Here is an 18937-nt window from a genome sequence, read left to right on the forward strand (position 1 = left end):
GTTCAACGTGACGCCGCAATGGAACATCCGCGCGCTGAATGCGACAGGCCAGGCCATCCTGGACGACAAGACGGCTAACGCCACCACCGGCCTGACCCCGGCCGAAGTGCAGCGCAACCTGATCACGTTCAACGGCCGTTATTCGATGGTGACCTACGATGGTTCGCAGTTCAGCCAGCTGGGCCGCACCTTCGCCGCGTCGCTGAACTACCGCTTCTAAATCCCGACGCAGTCCCAGGGGCATGCCCCCAAGCCGCCCGGTGCAAGCCGGGCGGCTTTTTTCGTTTGACAGGATGCGGCCGCAGGCTTATATTCCAACTTGGTTATATACTAAGCGACGCCATGCACTCCGATGCCCTCAACCGCGCCTTTGCGGCGCTGGCCGATCCGACGCGGCGCGCCATCCTGGCGCGGCTGGCGTCGGGCCAGGCCACCGTCAACGAACTGGCCGAGCCGTTCGCCATGACGCAGCCCGCCATCTCCAAGCACATCAAGGTGCTGGAGCAGGCGGGACTGGTGTCGCGCGGCCGGGTGGCGCAAACGCGGCCGTGCAAGCTGGAGACGGCGCGGCTGAAAGACGTGTCGGACTGGCTGGACACCTACCGCGGCATGTGGGAGGACCGCTTCGACCGGCTGGGCGACTACCTCAACAAGGAAGGGAACGAAACATGAAGCAAGCATTCACCATTACCCGCCAGTACCCGCAGCCACTGGCAACGGTGTGGCAAGCCTGGACCGAAGCCGAACGCCTGCAGCAGTGGTGGGGGCCGCAGGGCTGCAAGGTGGAAGTGAAACGGCTGGAACTGCGCCCCGGCGGCTTCTTCCACTACGCCATGCATTTCGCCGGCGCCCCGGTCATGTGGGGCCGCTTCAACTACCGCGAGATCGTGCCGCAGCAGCGCATCGTATGGCTGAATTCCTTCGCCAACGAGCACTGCGGCATCGAGCGCGCGCCGTTCAGCCCGGCCTGTCCGCTGGAGATCGAAAACACGGTGGTGTTCAGCGAACAGGACGGCGTCACGACCGTGTCGCTGAGCGCCATCCCCTTCGGCGAAACGGCGCCCGAATACCAGTTCTTCGACGAGCTGCGCCCGTCGTTGCAGCAAGGCTACGGCGGCACCTTCGACCAGCTGGAAGCGCACTTGCGCGGTCCGGCGCTTTGATAAATATCAAAGCGGCGTTCGCCGGGATTGCTACGATGAAGGTCTGGTTGGCGGTTGGAGGAGACAACCGGACATAGCGTACAAAGAGACGCTACTACCGGGGCCGGCGGTCGGGAAATATACCGGCACCAACAATGAGAAAGCCCGCACAGTTTGCACTGTGCGGGCTTTTCTCATGGCGCACGCTTGTTTCGCTTATTTTCGCTTATTTTCTCTTACTTGCGCTCTGGTCGCGGATGGCGCGGAACTCGGAGTCCTTGCCCCAGTTCGGCCAGTCCTTGGAGTCGGCCAGGTCGCGGCCAACCGTGTACAGCAGTTCCAGGTCGCGCGCCAGGCCGGTGAACGGCCACTGCGCGCTCCACTCGTCGGACGGCTGGTGGTAGTTGTTGGTGTTGTACGCCACCTCGGCGGCCTTGCCTGCCGCCAGGCCGCCGTCGATCCAGTCTTCACCCGAGCCGATGGAGAACGCCGGCACGCCGCGCTTGGCCATCGAGAAATGGTCGGAGCGGAAGAAGTGGCCCGCTTCCGGCTTCGGATCCGGCGAGTAGGCCATGTTCCAGCGCTTGGCTTTCTCGATGGTCTGGTCGATCAGTTCCAGCTTGGCGCTGCCGGAAATGGTGAAGTTGCGCGACGGGCCCATCGGGCTCAGGGCGTCCATGTTGATCACGCCTGCGGTCTGCTCCAGCGGGTACAGCGGGTTGGCGCCGTAGTATTCGGAACCCAGCAGGCCTTTCTCTTCAGCCGTCACGGCCAGGAACACCACGCTGCGCTTGGGTGCCGGCTGCTTGCCGTACACGCGCGCCAGTTCCAGCAGCGCGGCGATGCCGGTGGCGTTGTCCACCGCGCCGTTGTAGATCTTGTCGCCTTTGGCGTCCGGCAGGCCTACGCCCAGGTGGTCCCAGTGACCGCTGTAGATCACGGTCTGCCTGGGACGCTCGCTGCCTTCCACCAGGGCCGCCACGTTCTTCGACTTGATCACCTGCGTGTCCACGGCATAGTGCGCCGACAGGGACAGGCCGGTCAGCGGGACCGGCTTGAAGTCACGCGTTTGCGCCTGTTTCTTGGCCGCCTCGAAATCCAGGCCGGCGCGCTTGAACAGGTCGACGATCACGTCGCGCTGGATCCACGCTTCCATCGGAGCGTGCGCCTTGCCCGGCTGCTTGCGCACGATGTCGTACATGGTGTTGGTGTTGGAGTTTTTCACCGTCGGCCAGCCGTAGGAGGCGGGTGCGGTTTCGTGCACGATGATGGTGCCCAGCGCGCCACGGCGCGCCATCTCTTCATACTTGTAGGTCCAGCGGCCGTAGTAGGTCATGGCCTTGCCGCCGAAACCGCCGTCGCCGGTCTCGAAGTCCGGGTCGTTGATCAGCACCACGGCCAGCTTGCCCTTCAGGTCCACGCCCTTGAAGTCGTCCCACTTGCGCTCCGGCGCGTTCACGCCGTAGCCGACGAACACCAGCGGCGCCTTGTCGAAATCGACCCGCTTGGCGCCGTTCATGGCGGCGCGCACGGCCATCTGGTCGCCCTGCAGGAAGAGCTGGCTGCCCTTGGCGTCGTTCAGCGACAGCGTGACCGGGCCCTGGATTTCGAAGCGGCCCAGCGGCACTTCCTGGGTCCAGCTGCGCTTGCCCTTCACCAGGTCGCCGCCCGGTTTCATGCCGGCCGCCTTGAACTGCTCGATCAGGTAGTCCACAGTTTTGGTTTCGCCGGCGGTGTTCGGCCCACGGCCTTCAAAGTCGTCCGATGACAAGACTTTCACGTCCTGCGACAGGCGCTGCGGGTCGAACTTGGGCGTATCGTTGGCCTGCGCCGCAGCTGCGGATAGCAGCAGGGTGGCTAGCATGGCGTTTTTCACTGTGAACCTCCTTGGGTAATGGATAGGCAAAAACGCTGCAAGTATCGGCCTAAACATTGCGAAGGTCAAACCCTGATCGCTGTGTCGTAGCGCTTGCCGGCTATCGTGACGTCGCTCAGCACGACGTTGCGCACGTTGTGCACGAACCAGGGTTCCCCGGCGCGCGGCGTGCCGAAATTGCAACGGCTGATGCTGACGTTGGACAGCGGCAGCAGCGGCACGCCCGCAGGTCCGTTGTAGCTGTGCGCCACGGGACCGAGCAGCACGAAGGCCTGGTAGCAGGAGTAGGCGCCGTCCCCGGTCTGCACGTCGGACACGCGCACGTCCGAGATGTGGATCTCCGATACTTCCGGCGGCCGGGTGCGCACACTGTCGAAGGCCGGCGTGTAGTCGCAGTCGATGGTGATGATGGCGCCGCCGCTGGTGGAGACGGTCCTGGGCGCGATCGCGCCGCCCGGGATCGGCGTGTAGAAGCCCGGCTTGGTGCGCACGCCGTTGGCCAGGGTCAGGTGGCGCACGTAGAAGTGGCGCAGGAAGCCGCCGCGGTTCATATTGGTCTTCATGCGGATGGCGGTGCCGAGCGGATCGGTGGCCCAGTGCATATTGCGCACATCCAGGTTCTGCGCGTAGACGTGTTCTATGCCGGCCGCCATCTCGCTGCCCAGCGTGATAGCGCCGTGGCCGGTGTTCATGATGCTGTTCTGGACCACCATGTCGCGCGTGGGGCCGTACTGCACGTCGGTGTTCTTGCCGGCCTTGATGGCGATGCAGTCGTCGCCGGTGTTGAACAGGCAGCCGTTCACCAGGATGGTGTCGCAGGATTCGGGATCGAAGCCGTCCGAGTTCGGGCCCATGCTTTCCATGCGCACCTTGTTGATGTGCACGTTGCGGCAGTTGACGGGGTGGTGCTGCCAGAACGGGGTGTTGACCAGCTGGTAGCCCTGCATCAGCACGTCGGTGCAGCCGACGAATTCCACCATGCAGGGCCGCAGGTAGTGGCCGATGCCAAACACGCGGCGCTCGGCGGGCACGCGCGCCTCCGACAGCGCGGGCAGGTATTTCTCGTCGCTGCGCCAGTCCGCGTGGCTGCCCTTGATGGCCGTGAGCTCGGCTGGCGTGAGCTGCGGCGCCAGCGCGGACAGCGAGGCCGGGTTGGCTTCGTTGGTGACGTTCTGGCGCGCGGCGACGCCGGCCGGCTTGCGCGCGGCCCAGCCCCACCAGCCGCCGCCGCCGGCGCTGGCGTCCTCGAACGGCACGTTGCCCTGGCCGTTCAGGATGCTGGTCCAGTCCTCGCCGGTAAGGGCGATGTTGGCCTGGTTGCGGGCGTACACCATGGGCGAGTAATTCAGGCAGTCGTTGCCCTGCCAGCGCGACAGCACCAGCTTGCCGTTCGGGCCGCAATCGAAATCGCCGTCGCGCGCATAGTCGGCCGGGTTGGCGCTGAAGTGCACGCGCGCGCCTGCCGCCAGGTGCACGTTCACATTGGACAGCAGCACGATGGGGCCCTTGCAGTACCAGTCGCCGGCCGGGATCAGGACGCGGCCGCCGCCGGCCTTGCTGGCGGCGGCGATGGCCGCGCGGATGGCGGGCTGGCTGTCCGGTGAGCCGGGCGCCGGGGACGGCTGCGTGGCTGATGGCGTGCCGTGTGCGCCGGCCACCGGCGTCACGTCGGCCATGGCGCAGGGCCTGGCGCCGTGCGCGGTGATGACGAAGTCGCGCGCCGGGAAGGACAGCGGCTTGGCGAACTTGGCGACAATGCGTTCGGCACGCGCCCACGGATCGCCAGGCGCGGCTGCGGCGCCCGCAGCGGCGGGTGCATCGACAGCACCGGCGTTGGCCAGGCCGGGAGCTGCGGCAGCCAGTGCGGCCGCAGCGGAAGCGCCTTTCAGCAGCGCGCGGCGGCGCTGGTCGGTAATGGTTGTATTCATGCTTTTATGTCTCGGTAATTAACTCAGCGGCTAAGTCTGAAATAATCCACGTCCAGGTGGCCCGGGGCGGCGGCAGGCGCGGTCCCGCTGCCCACGCTGAACAGGCCTACTTGCGCGCCCACCCAATGCCCCTTGGTGGCGGAAAACGGCGCGCCGGCTGCAGCGTACTCTTTGCCATCCACGCTGTAGTGGAACTGTGCCTTCGCGCCGTCGGACATGACCATGCGCAGTGAGAGCGCGGACGGCGCTTGCGGCAGCAGCACCGTGCTCTGTTCCTTGCAGCGCGGGGCGAACGGCGTGCAGGTGGTGTAGACCAGCTGTGTGTCGCCGTCCTGCTTGCGCAATCCCAGCCACGCGTAGCTCATGCCGTTCAAAATCAGCCCGGCGCGGTCGCCTTCGGCCGCGTTGCCCAGTTCGATGCGGGTGTCCACGGTAAATGTGCCGGCGGGCAGCTTCTGGCCGACGATGTTGGGGGCGGCGCGCACATAGCCATCGGCTTGTGGCGCAGCCAGCACCGGCAGGCGCAGATGCCCCGGCCGCGCGCCCAGCGCGTGCCAGCCCTGCTGCGGATTGGCGTTCCACTGCCACTGCAGGCCTAGCGTCCTGCCGCCGAATTCGTCGCTGGTGGCGGGCATTTTGACGGCCTGCCCGGCCACCGGCTTGCGGTAGGTCGCCACCGGGTTGCCGACGCCGGGCTTGGGGCCGGGCTGGCCGATCAGTGGCCAGCCGTCGGTCCAGGTCATCGGCTGCAGGTGCACCACGCGGCCGTAGGCCTTGCGGTCCTGGAAATGCAGGAACCAGTCCTTGCCGTCCTGTGCGCGCACCCACGCGCCCTGGTGTGGGCCGTTGACTGCCGTGGCGCCCTGTTCGAGTACGATGCGGTCCTCGTATGGCCCGTCGATGCTGCGCGAGCGGAACACCGTCTGCCAGCCTTCCTCCACGCCGCCCGCGGGCGCGAACACGTAGTACCAGCCGTCCTGCTTGTAGAACTTGGGCCCTTCCAGCGTCCGGTAGCCTGGCAGCTTGTTGCCGTCGATGACCACTTTGCCGGCGGGGTCCAGCACGCGCTTGCCGTCCGGCGCCATCGGATGCAGCGTGAGCACGTTGTTGAAGCCCGCGCGGCTCTTGGCCCAGCCGTGCAGCAGCCAGGCCTTGCCGTCCTCGTCCCACAGCGGGGTCGGGTCGATCAGGCCGCGCCCCGGCAGCAGCAGGTGCGGTTCGCTCCACGGCCCGCTGAAGTTCTGCGCGGTGATGACGTAAATGCCGAAGTCCGGGTCGGGGTAGAAGATCCAGAACTTGCCGTCGTGGTAGCGCAGGCAGGGCGCCCACACGCCGGCGCCGAAGCGGGGCACGTCGAAGTGCGCGGCCGGCACCTGCTTCGGCAGCGCGTGGCCCACCAGTTCCCAGTTCACCAGGTCCTTCGACTGCAGCAGCGGCAGGCCGGGGGCACTGTTGAAGCTGGACGAGGTCATGTAATACGTGTCGCCGACGCGCACCGCGTCCGGGTCCGAGTAGTCGGCGTTCAGCACCGGGTTCTGGTAGCTGCCGTTGCCCAGGTCCGCCACCCATGGCTCGGCCGCGTGGGCCAGGTTCAGCGCCGCCAGCAGCGCGCAGGTCAATAGTGGTTTCATCATGGTTAGAAAGTGTAGTTCACGCGCACGTTGTAGGCGCGGCCGATTGGCTTGGAGACGTTTTGCGCGAACACCACGCGCGAGCCCAGGCGCTGGTTCGACAGCGGCGGATCCTTGTCCAGCAGGTTGTTGATGCCGAACGTGATCTTCAGCTTTTCCTTGATGCTGTAGCTGCTGGTCAGGTTGTACAGGATGTAGGGATCGATCACGTTGAAGAAGGGCTGGCCCGGCTTCTGCGTCGGCAGCGCGTTGGTGTCCTCGTAGCGCGAAGTGTAGGCCTGGGTCAGCTGCAGGCCGAAGCCCTTGTGGCTCCAGGATGCGCGCAGGTTGTGGCGCCAGCGGTAGACATAGGTGTTGGCCGAGGTGGCGCCGGTGGCCAGGGAACCCGGCTTGCCGACGCTGTCGATCCAGGTGCCGCCGGCTTCGTTCTGGCCTTCGTAGCGGTCCACATAGGTGCCGTCCAGGCTCAGGCCGAACTTGCCCCAGTCGGTTTTCGGCCAGGAGTAGCTCATGCTGGTGTCGATGCCGCGCGTGCGCAGGCCGCCCATGTTCAGGCGTGTCTTGACGATGTAGTCCAGCGTGCCGTCGGCGTTGCGCACGAACAGGTCGTTGTAGCCGGCCGTGTTGTTGAAAATGGTGTCCTCGCCGATCTGCGCGATGGTGCCCTTCATCTTGATCGACCAGACGTCGAACGACAGCATCATGTTCTTCACCGGCGCCAGCACGATGCCGGCGGTGACGGTGCGCGCCTTCTCGGGGTCCAGGTCCGGGTTGGCGCCGGTCAGCGTCACCAGCGTGGTGTTGCATACTTTGCTTGGGTCCAGGTTCAGGCCTGCGTATTTGGGGTCCTTGGTCACCGAGCCGGTGCCGGGGATGGAAGGCGTGGCGCTCGGGCACAGCAGCGGGTCGTCCCATTTCCCGGTCGAGCTGGTGCGGGTGCGCGGCGTGCCGTACAGCTCCGGCAGCGTGGGTGCGCGGAAGCCGGTGCTGGCGGTCCCGCGCAGCATCACTTCCTGCGCCGGCTGCCAGCGCACGCTCAGCTTCGGATTGACGGTGTTGCCGAAGTCGCTGAAATGGTCGGCGCGCACTGCGGCCGTGATGTCCAGCGTCTTGGTCAGCGGCGCATCCATTTCCATGTACAGCCCGGCCACGGTGCGCGAGGCGCTCGGGTAGGTGTTGGGCGTGCCGGACACTTTGTACACCACCTCGTTGGCGACCGGATCGGTGCCGTCGTTGTAGATCTCCTTGTGCCAGTCGCCGCCCACCGCCAGCGCGAGCGAACCGCCGGCCAGCGGCATCAGGTTGCGCGTCAGGTTGAAGTCCGGGCCGAAGTATTCCACCGTGGCGCGGCGGTAGGTGGTGCCGTCCGCGCGGATGCTGTCCAGGTAGGCCTGGCCGGCGGCGTCCTGCTTGCCGAAGGGATTGAGCACGCCGTCGGCCACGCCCTTGTAGATGCCGGCGGTGGTGAAGAAGCCGCTCTTCCAGCTGACGTCGCGCCGGCTGCGCGAGGCGTTCATGCCCACGCGGTAGTCCCAGCCCATCACTTCGCCCTCGTCCGCCACGATGATGCGGGTGGTGTGCTGGCGGTCGTCGGTGATGGCGGGGCCGGCTTCGTCCAGGCTCCAGGTCAGCGCCAGGTCCTGGCCGTTCACGCCTGCCACGGCGGGCACGCCGCCGCTGCCGCCCGGGTACCACTTGCTGGTCTTGGTGATGAACAGCGGCTTGCGCAGGCCGGGGTTGTACTTGTCGTAGTCGGTCTGCGCGCCGAAGGGCTGCGGCGGATTGAGCGCGTCGATATAGGACTCGGTGGCCAGCAGCTCCATGGTCAGCAGCTTGTTGTCGCCGTGGCGCAGCGTAGCCTTGGTAAACAGCGTGGCCTGCATGGCGTCGGCCAGCAGCTGCGGGTACAGGTCCGGATCCAGGATGCAGGTCTTGCTGCCAGCGCCGGAGGCCTTGGTGGAGGCCAGCGCGTACTGCGCGTCGTACGGGCCTTTGCAGCCGGCCGCGAAGTAGGGGTTGCCGGTGGTGGTGGTGGCCTTGCCGTTCTGGTACACGGTGAAGTTGGCCGGCGCGGACGAGGAGCCGGAGGTGTTGGTGCTGAAGGGATTGCCGCCCAGTTGCGCGATCAGATTCGGGTCGCTGATGTTGGGGCGGTCCTTCTGCAGCAGCGAGTCGCGCTTCTGCACGTCCAGCGCGGCGTAGACGTTCCAGCCTTGTTCCTGCAGGTCGCCCCAGCCCGAGATGATGCTAACGCGCCGCTGGTCGCCGCCGCCGTGGCGCTCGGGCTGCACCAGGCCGCCGCTGATGGTGGTGTTCTTGAAGCTGCGCTTGGTGATGAAGTTGACCACACCGGCAATGGCGTCGGTGCCGTAGATCGAGGAGGCGCCGTCGCGCAGCACTTCGACCCGCTCGACGGCGCTCATCGGCATCACGTCCACGTTGATCGAGCTGTCGCCGATGGCCTCGTTGGGCAGGCGGCGGCCATTGAGCAGCACCAGCGAGCGGTTGGTGTTCAGGCCGCGCAGGTTGATCTGGGTGCCGCTGCCGCCGCCGCCCACCGGTTCATTGGTCGCGCCCACCGTCAGCGAGGTGGCCACTTCGGACATGGTGGTCAATCCGCGCGCCACCAGTTCCTCGGCGTTGATGGTGGTCAGCGGCAGGGCGTTTTCAGCGGCCACTTTGCGGATCGACGAACCGGTGACTTCAACGCGGGTCATGCTGCCGGCAGTGCTTTGCGCGGACGCGCCGGTGGTCAGCGTGAGGACTGCCAGGGCGATGGCGGACAGCGCCAAACGGCACTGCGTGTGCTTGCTTCGGGTCATAAGGTCTCCTATAATTTTTGCTGGTCAGGCCGCAGGGTTATTGGCCTGACCAGATTTTCCAGAGCATGCGCGAAGAAGCATGATTGCGCAAACATTATTTTGTAAATTTGTCAGAAAATCACTACATTGCGCAGAGAGAAGCTCATCCTGACTGTGAAAAACGCTGGCGCCAAGTGGTCAGGCCAGTTAAAGTAACCCGCTCGTCCTTCACCTGGAATCCCGATGCCCAGCCGCCTTGTTTCCTTGTTTTTCATGTTTGCCGCCGCTCCCGCACACACTCATGCGCAGGGGCTGGAGGCCTTCGCCGCCACCGGAAAAGTGCAGCTGGCGCAAGCCGCCGGCGCGGCTGGGCACATGCCCGCCGACAGCTATGTTGAAAGCCGTTTTCGTCCCCTGCAGGCCGGGGCCGGCCAGTTCTACGTGGTTGGCCGCTACCGGGACGAGGGCAACTGGTACGGCGCCGGCCTGGCGTTCGCCCCCTCCGGCAAACGCATGCAGGTGGAAATCGTGCGCATGCAGGACGGCGTGCTGACGCGCCTGAAGCAGTTCGGGCGCGAGGCGGCCGGCGACGGGCGCCTGTATGCCGTGCGGCTGGAAATGGCGGGCCAGATGCTCACCGCTTATCTGAACGGCGAGAAAATCACCAGCGTAGCGGACAAGGCCCTGCCGCAGGCCGGCGGCAGCGGCGTTATCGCCAGCGGCGCCGCGTTCGAAGCGAGCGCACCGGCTAGCGGGGACGCCGCCGACAAGCCGGCCCGCATTGCGCTGGCGCGGGCGCCGCAGCGTTTGCGACTGCAGGCCGGCGAGGCGCCGCTGCGGCTGCAAGTGAGCGCGCTGCGCGGCGGCGAGGGCGCGCGGTTGCCGTTCACGGCGCGCGCGGCCAATGCGGCGCTGCTGCGGGTGGAAACCCAGGGCGCGGAGCTCATCCTGTCCCCGTTGGCCGCCGGCTCCACCACGCTGACGCTGGCCAGCGAACAGGACCCCAATGTCTTTAATGTGGTGGCGGTGGATATCGAGGCGCGGGCGCCTGCGGCGGAGCCGGTGGCTGCCGCTGCCCAGGCCTTGCGTACTGCGGCGGTCCCGGAGGCGGGCGCGCGCAACGTTCCTTACGACACGCCGTTGCGGCTGCGCTTCGACCACCCGCCGCTGCTGGGCGCCCAAGGCGCCATCCGCGTGCTGCGCAAACGCGACAATATGCTGGCCGATACCATCCGCGTTGCCGATGAATACGATGTGCTGGGCTACGAAGGCCAGCCGTACCGGCGCGCGGTGCGGCGCCAGCCGATTGCCATCGAAGGCCGCAACGTCACCATGCACCTGCACAGCGCGCGCCTGCAGCCGGACGAAGAGTACTACGTCACCATCGACGACGGCGTGTTCGCCGGCACGCTCAACGGCCTGCCGTTCCGTGGCGTCGCCAAAGAGCAGGGCTGGACCTTCCGCACGCGCGCGGCGGTGCCGCGGCGGCAGCGCATCACGGTGGACGACGATGGCGCGGCGGACTTCCGCACCGTGCAGGGCGCGCTGAACCACGTGATGCGGCAGCCGCAAGGCGCGCGGCCGGTCACCATCGCCATCCGCGACGGCCGCTACCGCGAATTGCTGTACCTGCGCGGCAGGAACGCGGTCGCGCTGCGCGGCCAGAGCCGCGACGGCGTGGTGATCGAGGCCGTCAACAGCGACGGCATCAATCCCGGCTCGGGCGCCGGCCAGGCGGCCGATTCTCCGGCCATCAACGGCGGGCGTTCGCTGTTCCTGGTGGAGGACGCGGACCTGCTGACGCTGGATACGCTGACCCTGCGCAACAGCGCATTGCGCGCCTCGCCTGCCGGCGGCCAGGCCGAAGCGCTGTTCTTCAGCAGCGAAGGGCGGCTGGCTGTGAAGAACGCCAGCCTGTACAGCGAGCAGGATACGGTGCAGGTCAAAGGCTACGCCTGGTTCTACCGCACGCTCATCGCCGGCAATGTGGACTACGTGTGGGGCAACAACCACGCAGCCCTGTTCGAGGACAGCGAGTTGCGCACCGTGGGCGACAGCGGCAATCCGGCGGGCGGCGGCTATGTGCTGCAGGCGCGCACGGTGGGACAGCAGGACAAGGGCTTCGTGTTTCTGAACAGCCGCCTGACGCGCGGCCGCGGCCCCACCGGCAACCTGGTGCCGGACGGCGCCACCTGGCTGGCGCGCAGCGCAGGCTATGAAACCAGCTGGGACCACGTCGCTTTCATCAACTGCAAAATGGATGCGCACATCGCGCCGGCCGGATGGGCGGGCAAGGGCGTGGGCAGGCAGCCGGCGCCGAATCCGGCCCAGGGCAGCGCAACGGCGGGTTGGCGCGAGTACGGCAGCACGGACCTGGACGGCAAGCCGCTGGACCTTGGGGCGCGGCGCCATGTGCGCCTGCTGACCGCGGACGAGGCGGCTGCGCAATTCGGCAGCCGGGCGGCCGTTTTCGCCGGCTACGGCGGCGGCAGCGGCTGGAATCCGCAGCCGTAGCGGCGACGCCGGCGGGCGCGAATGCCCGAGTCAGGCGGCGGCAGCCCCAGTGTCCTGCTTGGCAGCGTACATGGCCTGGTCGGCGTGGCGCAGCAGTTGCGCCATGTCGCTGCCGTCTTCCGGGAAGTGGGCAATGCCGATGCTGGCGCTGACATGCAGCGTGCCGCCGTCGCCGATATCGACCGGCGCGGCCAGCGCCTGGTGGATCTTCTCCTTGACCAGGGCGGCCGCTTCGGGCCGCGCCAGCTGCTCCAGCACCACCACGAATTCATCGCCGCCGATGCGCGCCACGGTGTCGGCGTCGCGCACGCAGTCCTTGAGGCGGTGCGCCACGATTTCCAGCAACCGGTCGCCGGCATCGTGGCCGTACAGGTCGTTGACCTGCTTGAACTTGTTCAAATCCACAAACAGCAGCGACAGGCGCGATTGCTGGCGCTGGGCACGCGCGATGGCGGTACTCAGCCTGTCATGGAACAGGCGCCGGTTCGGCAGCCGTGTCAGCTCGTCGTGCTGGGCCATGAAGTGCAGGCGCTCTTCCAGCTGCTTGCGCTGGATGGCGGTGGCAACCTGGGTCGAGACGAACAGCAGCAGCTCCTGGTGCTGGTCCGTGTAGCCCGCGCAGCCGGCCGAAGACAGGCCGGCGGGCGCGTCCTGCAGCACCAGCGCGCCGATGGTGCCCTGCGGCGTGCTCAGCGGCACGCCCAGCCAGCACGCCTGCTGCGTGCGCGCCGCCGTCGCCAGCTGGGGGGGCAGCGCGGACATGGTATCGGGCGCCACGCGCAGCGGCAGGTTGCGCCGCAGGACTTCCTCGCACAGCAGCACCGCCAATTGCGCGTCCGATTCCGGGCCGCTGGCGTTGGCGTGGTAGGCGAAATACAGCGATTCGTGCGGCGCGTCCCGCAGCACCACGGCAAACGATTGCACCGGCAGCAGGCCGCCGATGATCTGGTGCATGCGCTGGTACAGCGCCGCCAGGTCCTCCGCCGCGTGCGCCGATTCGGAGATGGCGTACAGCGCGGCCTGCATCGCCTCCGCCTGCTTGCTGGCGGTAATGTCGCGCGCCACCGCCACGCGCAGCTGGTCGGCCTCGGACCAGCGCGCCGTCCACATGATGTGGACGATGCTGCCGTCCTTGCGCACGTAGCGGTTCTCGAAGCGGGAATTGGGCTGGCCGTCCATGATGCGGCGCGCCGCCGCCAGCGTGCGTTCGCGGTCGGCCGGGGCGACCAGGTCTATCATCGCCATGCCTATCATCTCGTCCTGCCGGTAGCCGAAGATGCGCTCGCACGCCGCACTGACAAAAACGAACTTCCCGCCGGCGTCCACCATGCAGATGGCGTCGAGCAGGAGATCGGTGAAGCTGGCGACGGGTGCACTGACTAGCGGATTCATAGTGACCTATTCTATTCGCAAACGCCTGCCCATGCCGGATTGCTCAGCGGGTTGATTACCCGGCATGGTGATAACAGGATAGCATCGAAGGCCCGTATTCATATCATGGACCTGAAAGGCGACGATGATCTCATTCCGCAAGCCGCATCTGACGTTGGCACTGTTGCTGGCGCTGCCATTGTGCGCCGGTGCGCAGCAAGCCCCGGGTTCCAGCGTGGTAGTCAAGGGCCAGCGCGGCGCGGCGGGCGATCCACGCGAGGTTGTGGCGGCGAAAAGCAAGGTCCTGTCGCGCGACCGGGCCTCCTCGTGCGCCTTCATGAGCGGCTACAGCAGCAGCGACGACGAGACCATGCTGCGCTACATGGAGGATTTCAACCACACTGCCACGCTGGGCGACCCGGCCGAATACTTCCACGAGAACAGTCCCGACGGCGACGCTTCGAAAGGCGCCGACGGCAGCCCGTCCGCCGACTTCGCCGCAGCGCCCGACCCGTACGGAAACAGCACCGCCTGCGGCCAGGCCGACCGGCGCTTTGCAGCGGGCCGCAACCGCATCTTGCGCAAGGACAAGACGCTGACCAACGCCTTCGTGGCGATGGACAAGCAGGACTACGCCACCGCCATGGCCCAGTTCAAGGCCGCCTACGACAAGATCGGCTACGACGCCGCCGCGCTGATGCTGGCGAAAATGCACTTGTACGGCATGGGCACGCCGCGCGACGCCAAGCAGGCCATCTACTGGCTGCAACAAGTGGTGGACACGCGCTACCATCCGACCTTCGACCGCATGCGCTTCGACCCGGCCGCGCCCGACATGATCAATGAGCGGGTGGAAGCGATCATGCTGCTGGCGAAGATCAACCTGCTTGGCATCGGCGTACCGAAGAACGCGGAAGAAGTGCGCAAGTGGTACGCCAAGGCGGCCGATGTCGGCTACACGCCCGCCGCCAGCATGCTGGGCATGGCTTACCTGAACGGCTTCGGCGGGCGCAAGGACGTGGCGCAGGCGCGCGCGCGGCTGCAGGCGGCCGGCGAGGAGGGCTATGTGCCCGCGCTGTACGAGCTGGGACGCCTGTACTACAACGGCGACGACGGCCTGCCGCAGGACTACAAGATGGCGGGCGCCTATTTCAGCGCCGCCGCCAAGGCGGGCCACGTCGAATCGACCTACGCCGCCGCGCGCATGTATGACCTGGGCTACGGCGTGGCGCCGGACCAGCAGCGCGCCATCGCGCTGTACAAGCAGGCCGCCGTCAAAGGCCATCCGGCCGCCGAGGGCGCGCTGGGCACCTACTTCTACGAAGGCAAACTGGTGCCGCAGGACTATCCGACGGCACGCAAGCTGTTCAACGAAGCGGCCAAGCAGGGACAGGCGGACGCCATGTTCAACCTGGCCGTGATGACGATGGAGGGCCAGGGCGGCAACAAGGACCTGGCGCTGGCCTATATCTGGTTCAGCCTCGCCAAGTCCGCCGGCTATGCCGACGCCGACGCGGCGCTGAAGGCGGTGGCGCCGCAGCTGACGGCGCAGGACAAGGTGCGGGTGGACGCGGTGCTCAAGCCGGCCGCCAAGCGCTGAGCCGGAGGGGCGCTGCCCGTATGCCGAACACGGGATCGTCCAGCAGCGCGAACTGGGCCACCAGATAGTCAACCAGCAGGCGCGCTGCGGGCGGCATGCCGCGCCGGGTGGGAAACACGGCGTAGATGACCTGCGGCTGCGGAGCCCAATCCGGCAATACCTGCACCAGTTCGCCGCGTGCAATGTGGTCGTGCACCAGCGCCGTGGACATTTGCGCGACGCCCACACCGCTCACCGCCGCCGAGCGCAGCATGGCCAGGCCATGGGTGACCAGCTGCGGGCGGTGGGGGATGGCGGCCTGCGTCCCGTCCGGCCCGCGCAGTGTCCAGCTGTAGTCGCGCTGCGGGCTACCGTGATGGAGGAAGGGAAAGCGCTGCAGGTCGTCCGGCGTGCGCGGCTGGCCCAGGCGCTCCACCAGCGCGGGACTGGCAACCAGGCATTGCTGGCGCTGCGACAGCACGCGCGCCACCAGTTCCGAATCCTGAAAAGGCGGGGTCCGCACGCACAGCGCGATGTCGACGCCCTCTGCCACCACATCCACGTTGCGGTCGCTCGACTCCAGGTGCAGCTGCACACGCGGATGCGCGGCCATGAAGCGGGCCACCATGCCGCACACGCACACCTCCAGCAAGGTCACCGGGCATGACAGGCGCAACAGGCCGCCCGGTTCGGCATGCGTCATCGCCACTGCAGCTTCGGCCGCCTTGGCCTCGCTCAGCATGGCGCGGCAGTGGGCGTAGTAAGTGTGGCCCAGCTCCGTGACCCTGAAATTGCGCGTGTTGCGGGCGATCAGGCGCACCCCAAGCCGCTGTTCGAGCAGGGCAATGCGGCGGCCCAGGCTGGATCTCGGAATGTTGAGTGCACGCGCGGTCGGCGCGAAGCCGCCGTGGTCTATCACCATCACAAAATACTGCAAATCGTTGAGATCGTACACAGGCGGTTCTTCTTGTCTATACAAGTTGCCATTATACGAACCGAAGCCATCCCACGGATGGGAAAGTCCTGCCCGCTTTTGCCCTCTACTGCAGCGTCTCAAGCGCTCATAGACTGGCGCGCACCCTTAACGAACCGGAAACAGTATGATCGATATCGAGAAAACCTATGACTTTGTCATCCTCGGCGGCGGCTCGGCCGGCGCGGTGCTGGCGGCGCGCCTGTCCGAAAGCGGGGGGCACCAGGTGCTGCTGGTGGAAGCCGGCCGCGCTTTCGATCCCGATGAATATCCCGAGCAGATCTACAGCAGCAACATCATCGCCGCCAACGGCGACGCGCGCTACGAGTGGGGCTATTTCGCCAAACCCGTGGCACAGGGCGCTCCGGTGTACGCGCCCCGCGGCAAAACGCTGGGCGGCAGCTCGGCGATCAACGGCGCCGTTGCGTGCCGCGCCTTGCCGTTCGACTTTGCCCGCTTGAGCGCGAAAGGCTTGCGAGGATGGAGTTTCGAAGAGGTTCTGCCCTACTACAAGAAGATGGAAAGCGCTCCGCACGGCGACGAGCGCTGGCACGGCCGCAGCGGGCCGCTGCCTATCCACCAGATGTCGATGGAATTCATCACGCCGGTGCAGCGCGCCATGGTGGCGGCGGCATGGTCGCTGGGCGCAGGCCGGGTCGACGATTTCAACAACCCAGAAGCCAACAACGGCGCCGGTCCCAACCCGATGAACGTGGTGAACGGCGTGCGCGTAAACACCGGCATGGCCTACCTGACGCGGGCGGTGCGGCGGCGGCCCAACTTGGCGATCCTGGACCTCAGCGTGATTGACAAACTGCGCTGCGCCGGCGGCAAGGTGCAGTCGGTACAGCTGGCGGACGGCCGCCAGCTGCGCGGCAGGGAAGTCATCCTCTGTGCGGGGGCCTACGGCTCCGCAGCCATCCTGCTGCGTTCGGGCATCGGCCCCAAGGCGGATCTGGCGGTGCTGGACATTCCGCTGGTGCGGGACGCGCCAGTGGGTACACGTCTGCTCGACCATGCGTTCTACTGGATGAATTTCAGTGGCAAGCCGGAGCTGAAAGGCCAGGAGCATCCGGTAGTCGGCGCCCAGCTGTGGACCAACTCATCCTATGCCAGTTCAAGCGCGGAACTCGATATCGGCATCTCGCCTTCGCACCTGCTCGATCCCGCCAGCAGTCCCACCGGCGTGGCGTTCTCGCTCGGCCTGGAACTGATGCACTGCACTTCCGAAGGCCGCTTGCGACTGAAAAGCCGTAATCCGCTGGATGCGCCCATCATCGAACTGAATCACCTGACCAGCGAGGACGACATGCGGCGTATGGTGGCGTGCTTCCGCCTGGCGCGCAAGCTGGCCCGCACCGAGCCGCTGAAGAGCCTTATCGTGGACGAGCTGTATCCCGGCGCCGCCACCGGCGACAGCGACGCGGAAATCCGCCGTGCGCTGGCGCAAGGGGTGGGCACCTTGCAGCATCCGTGCGCCACCGCCGCCATGGGCTTGCCGGACGATCCGCGCGCGGTGGTCGATGAACAGGGCCGCGTCTACGGCGTGCAGGGGCTGCGCGTGATCGACGCGTCAATTCTGCCGGAGATCCCGCTGATCAACTTGAATCCTACTGTCATCATGATGGCGGAGAAGCTGGCTGAGGCCATTCTGGCAGCAGCTACGCCGGCCGCAGCGCCAGCGCCGTAAAGCGCGCCATCTGTTCCAGCGCAGGCGTCCCGGCGCCGGCGCGCGCGGATACCCGCATGCCGGCCATGCTGGACGCGATGAAGCCGGCGGCGGCTTGCACGTTCAGGTCCGCCGCCACTTCGCCGGCGGCGGCGGCGCTGCGCAACTGGCGCTCCAGCGCCGCCAACTGGCTGCGCGAGCTGGCGCCGGTGAGCGCGGCCACGTCAGGGTCGGACTGGCCGAACTCGAGCACCGCGCCCACCCCCATGCAGCCTTCGCAGCCGGCGCCGGCGCGGCGCGCAAAGCCATGCAGCGCCGCTTCCAGCGCGCGCAGCGGCGTGCCGCCTGCTTCCATGTCGCGCACGAATTCCGCCACGCTGTCGCTGTTGTAGCGCTCCAGCGCGGCCAGGTACAGGCCGCGCTTGTCGCCAAAGGTGTCGTACATGCTCTGGCGGCCGATGCCCATGGCGCCGAGCAGGTCGTCCGTCGACGCGCCCGCGTAGCCCTTGTCGCGGAACAGGGCGATGGCGCGCTGCAGCGCGGTGTCTCGGTCAAATGCCTTCGGTCGGGCCATGGGATGCAATCGGTGCTGGGAGGCGGCCATTATACGGCTAGCCGGCCACGCGCTCAGGCGATCAGGCCGCCATCGATGGTGAAGCTCGATCCGGTCACGTAGGCCGCTTCGGCCGAGGCCAGGTAGGCCACCATGCCGGCGATTTCCTCCGGCTTGCCCATGCGGCCAACCGGCAGCATGTTGACCAGGGTGTCGATGTACTCGGCCGGCACGATGTCGGTCTGGGTGGGGCCGGGCTGCACGTTGTTGATGGTGATGCCGCGCCGCCCGATGTCGATGGCGATGCCGCGCACCATGGAGGCGAGGGCGCCCTTGGTCATCGCGTACACGCTGCTGTTGGCGAAGCCGGCCCGCACGGCGGCCATGCTGCCGATGGTGACGATGCGGCCGCCGGGCTGCATGTGGCGCAGCGCTTCCTGGATGGCGATGAAGGCGCCGCGCACGTTGATGGCGTAGCTGCGGTCCAGCTGCGCGATAGGGAAGCTCTCCACCGGCGCCATCTCCAGCACGCCGGCGCTGTTGACCAGGATGTCGAGCGAGCCGAAGGCTTCTACTGTGCGGTTCACGGCGGCGCGCAGTTGCGCCTCGTCGGCGCTGTCGGCCCTGATGGCCAGCGCGCGGCCGCCTCCAGCCTCCACCGCAGCCGCCAGTTCCCGCGCCGCCGCCCCGGACGACGCATAGGTGAACGCCACGGCGGCGCCGTCGCGCGCCAGCCGTTCCACAATGGCCTTGCCTATGCCGCGCGAACCGCCCGTGACCAGCGCCGCCTTTACCGCCTCTGCTTGTGCTTGTTGCATGACTACCTCCAGGTTTATTCTGGACTAAATTGTCAAGAATTGCCCCGAGTGTAGTTTGTTTTGGATCGAACAGTCAATAATA

At 66.9% G+C, this 18937-nt stretch carries 14 protein-coding genes; 6 read left to right on the plus strand and 8 right to left on the minus strand.

Features of this window, described 5'->3' with window-relative positions:
- The 3 genes from AC6H42_RS26955 to AC6H42_RS26965 form a co-directional block, all read left to right on the plus strand.
- On the plus strand, positions 1-220 hold a 220-nt coding region (locus AC6H42_RS26955), incomplete at its 5' end, for a hypothetical protein (protein WP_497549345.1).
- A 122-nt stretch (positions 221-342) separates the two neighbouring features.
- Positions 343-672, plus strand: coding sequence for an ArsR/SmtB family transcription factor (locus tag AC6H42_RS26960; protein ID WP_057158131.1), 330 nt, complete (start codon positions 343-345; stop codon positions 670-672).
- Positions 669-1163, plus strand: a complete 495-nt coding sequence (locus AC6H42_RS26965) for an SRPBCC family protein (protein ID WP_057158130.1) — start codon at positions 669-671, stop codon at positions 1161-1163. The genes AC6H42_RS26960 and AC6H42_RS26965 overlap by 4 nt, the downstream gene beginning before the upstream one ends.
- Positions 1164-1368: 205 nt before the next feature.
- Here AC6H42_RS26965 and AC6H42_RS26970 read toward each other — a convergent pair whose 3' ends face one another.
- The 4 genes from AC6H42_RS26970 to AC6H42_RS26985 form a co-directional block, all read right to left on the minus strand.
- Entirely contained in the window at positions 1369-3006 is a 1638-nt protein-coding gene (locus tag AC6H42_RS26970; protein ID WP_497549346.1) for a M28 family metallopeptidase, read from the minus strand.
- A 77-nt stretch (positions 3007-3083) separates the two neighbouring features.
- Positions 3084-4946, minus strand: coding sequence for a glycoside hydrolase family 28 protein (locus AC6H42_RS26975; RefSeq protein WP_497549347.1), 1863 nt, complete (start codon positions 4944-4946; stop codon positions 3084-3086).
- Between the two features lie 23 nt (positions 4947-4969).
- Positions 4970-6580 (minus strand): glycoside hydrolase family 43 protein, encoded by a 1611-nt coding sequence (locus tag AC6H42_RS26980; protein WP_497549348.1) that lies wholly within the window; start codon positions 6578-6580, stop codon positions 4970-4972.
- Positions 6581-6582: 2 nt separating this feature from the next.
- Entirely contained in the window at positions 6583-9399 is a 2817-nt protein-coding gene (locus AC6H42_RS26985) for a TonB-dependent receptor plug domain-containing protein (RefSeq protein ID WP_497549349.1), read from the minus strand.
- 222 nt (positions 9400-9621) lie between these two features.
- Here AC6H42_RS26985 and AC6H42_RS26990 point away from each other — a divergent pair, with 222 nt between their 5' ends.
- Complete coding sequence (locus AC6H42_RS26990; protein ID WP_157201164.1) at positions 9622-11892, plus strand: pectinesterase family protein; 2271 nt, start codon at positions 9622-9624, stop codon at positions 11890-11892.
- 30 nt (positions 11893-11922) lie between these two features.
- Here AC6H42_RS26990 and AC6H42_RS26995 read toward each other — a convergent pair whose 3' ends face one another.
- Positions 11923-13284 carry a diguanylate cyclase domain-containing protein gene (locus AC6H42_RS26995; RefSeq protein WP_497549350.1) on the minus strand — a complete coding sequence of 454 codons (1362 nt, stop codon included), beginning with the start codon at positions 13282-13284 and terminating at the stop codon, positions 11923-11925.
- A gap of 124 nt (positions 13285-13408) precedes the next feature.
- On the opposite strand from AC6H42_RS26995, the gene AC6H42_RS27000 reads away from it, so the two are divergent.
- The gene (locus AC6H42_RS27000) at positions 13409-14863 is read left to right on the plus strand and encodes an SEL1-like repeat protein (RefSeq protein WP_497549351.1); all 1455 of its coding nucleotides are present in this window, start codon (positions 13409-13411) and stop codon (positions 14861-14863) included.
- Here the strand turns inward: AC6H42_RS27000 and AC6H42_RS27005 are convergent.
- Positions 14841-15797: a LysR substrate-binding domain-containing protein gene (locus tag AC6H42_RS27005; protein ID WP_057158122.1), complete on the minus strand. Its 957-nt coding sequence runs from the start codon at positions 15795-15797 to the stop codon at positions 14841-14843. The genes AC6H42_RS27000 and AC6H42_RS27005 overlap by 23 nt on opposite strands.
- Before the next feature lie 145 nt (positions 15798-15942).
- On the opposite strand from AC6H42_RS27005, the gene AC6H42_RS27010 reads away from it, so the two are divergent.
- Positions 15943-17505, plus strand: a complete 1563-nt coding sequence (locus tag AC6H42_RS27010) for a GMC family oxidoreductase (protein ID WP_497549352.1) — start codon at positions 15943-15945, stop codon at positions 17503-17505.
- Here the strand turns inward: AC6H42_RS27010 and AC6H42_RS27015 are convergent.
- Together AC6H42_RS27015 and AC6H42_RS27020 are read right to left on the minus strand one after the other, a co-directional pair.
- The gene (locus tag AC6H42_RS27015; RefSeq protein ID WP_497549353.1) at positions 17477-18058 is read right to left on the minus strand and encodes a TetR/AcrR family transcriptional regulator; all 582 of its coding nucleotides are present in this window, start codon (positions 18056-18058) and stop codon (positions 17477-17479) included. The two genes, AC6H42_RS27010 and AC6H42_RS27015, sit on opposite strands and share 29 nt — an antisense overlap.
- Positions 18059-18111: 53 nt before the next feature.
- On the minus strand, positions 18112-18855 hold the full coding sequence (locus AC6H42_RS27020; RefSeq protein WP_057158119.1) for an SDR family oxidoreductase: 744 nt from the start codon (positions 18853-18855) through the stop codon (positions 18112-18114).
- Positions 18856-18937 lie beyond the last annotated feature (82 nt).

The organism is Massilia sp. NBRC 108631, from assembly GCF_059704565.1.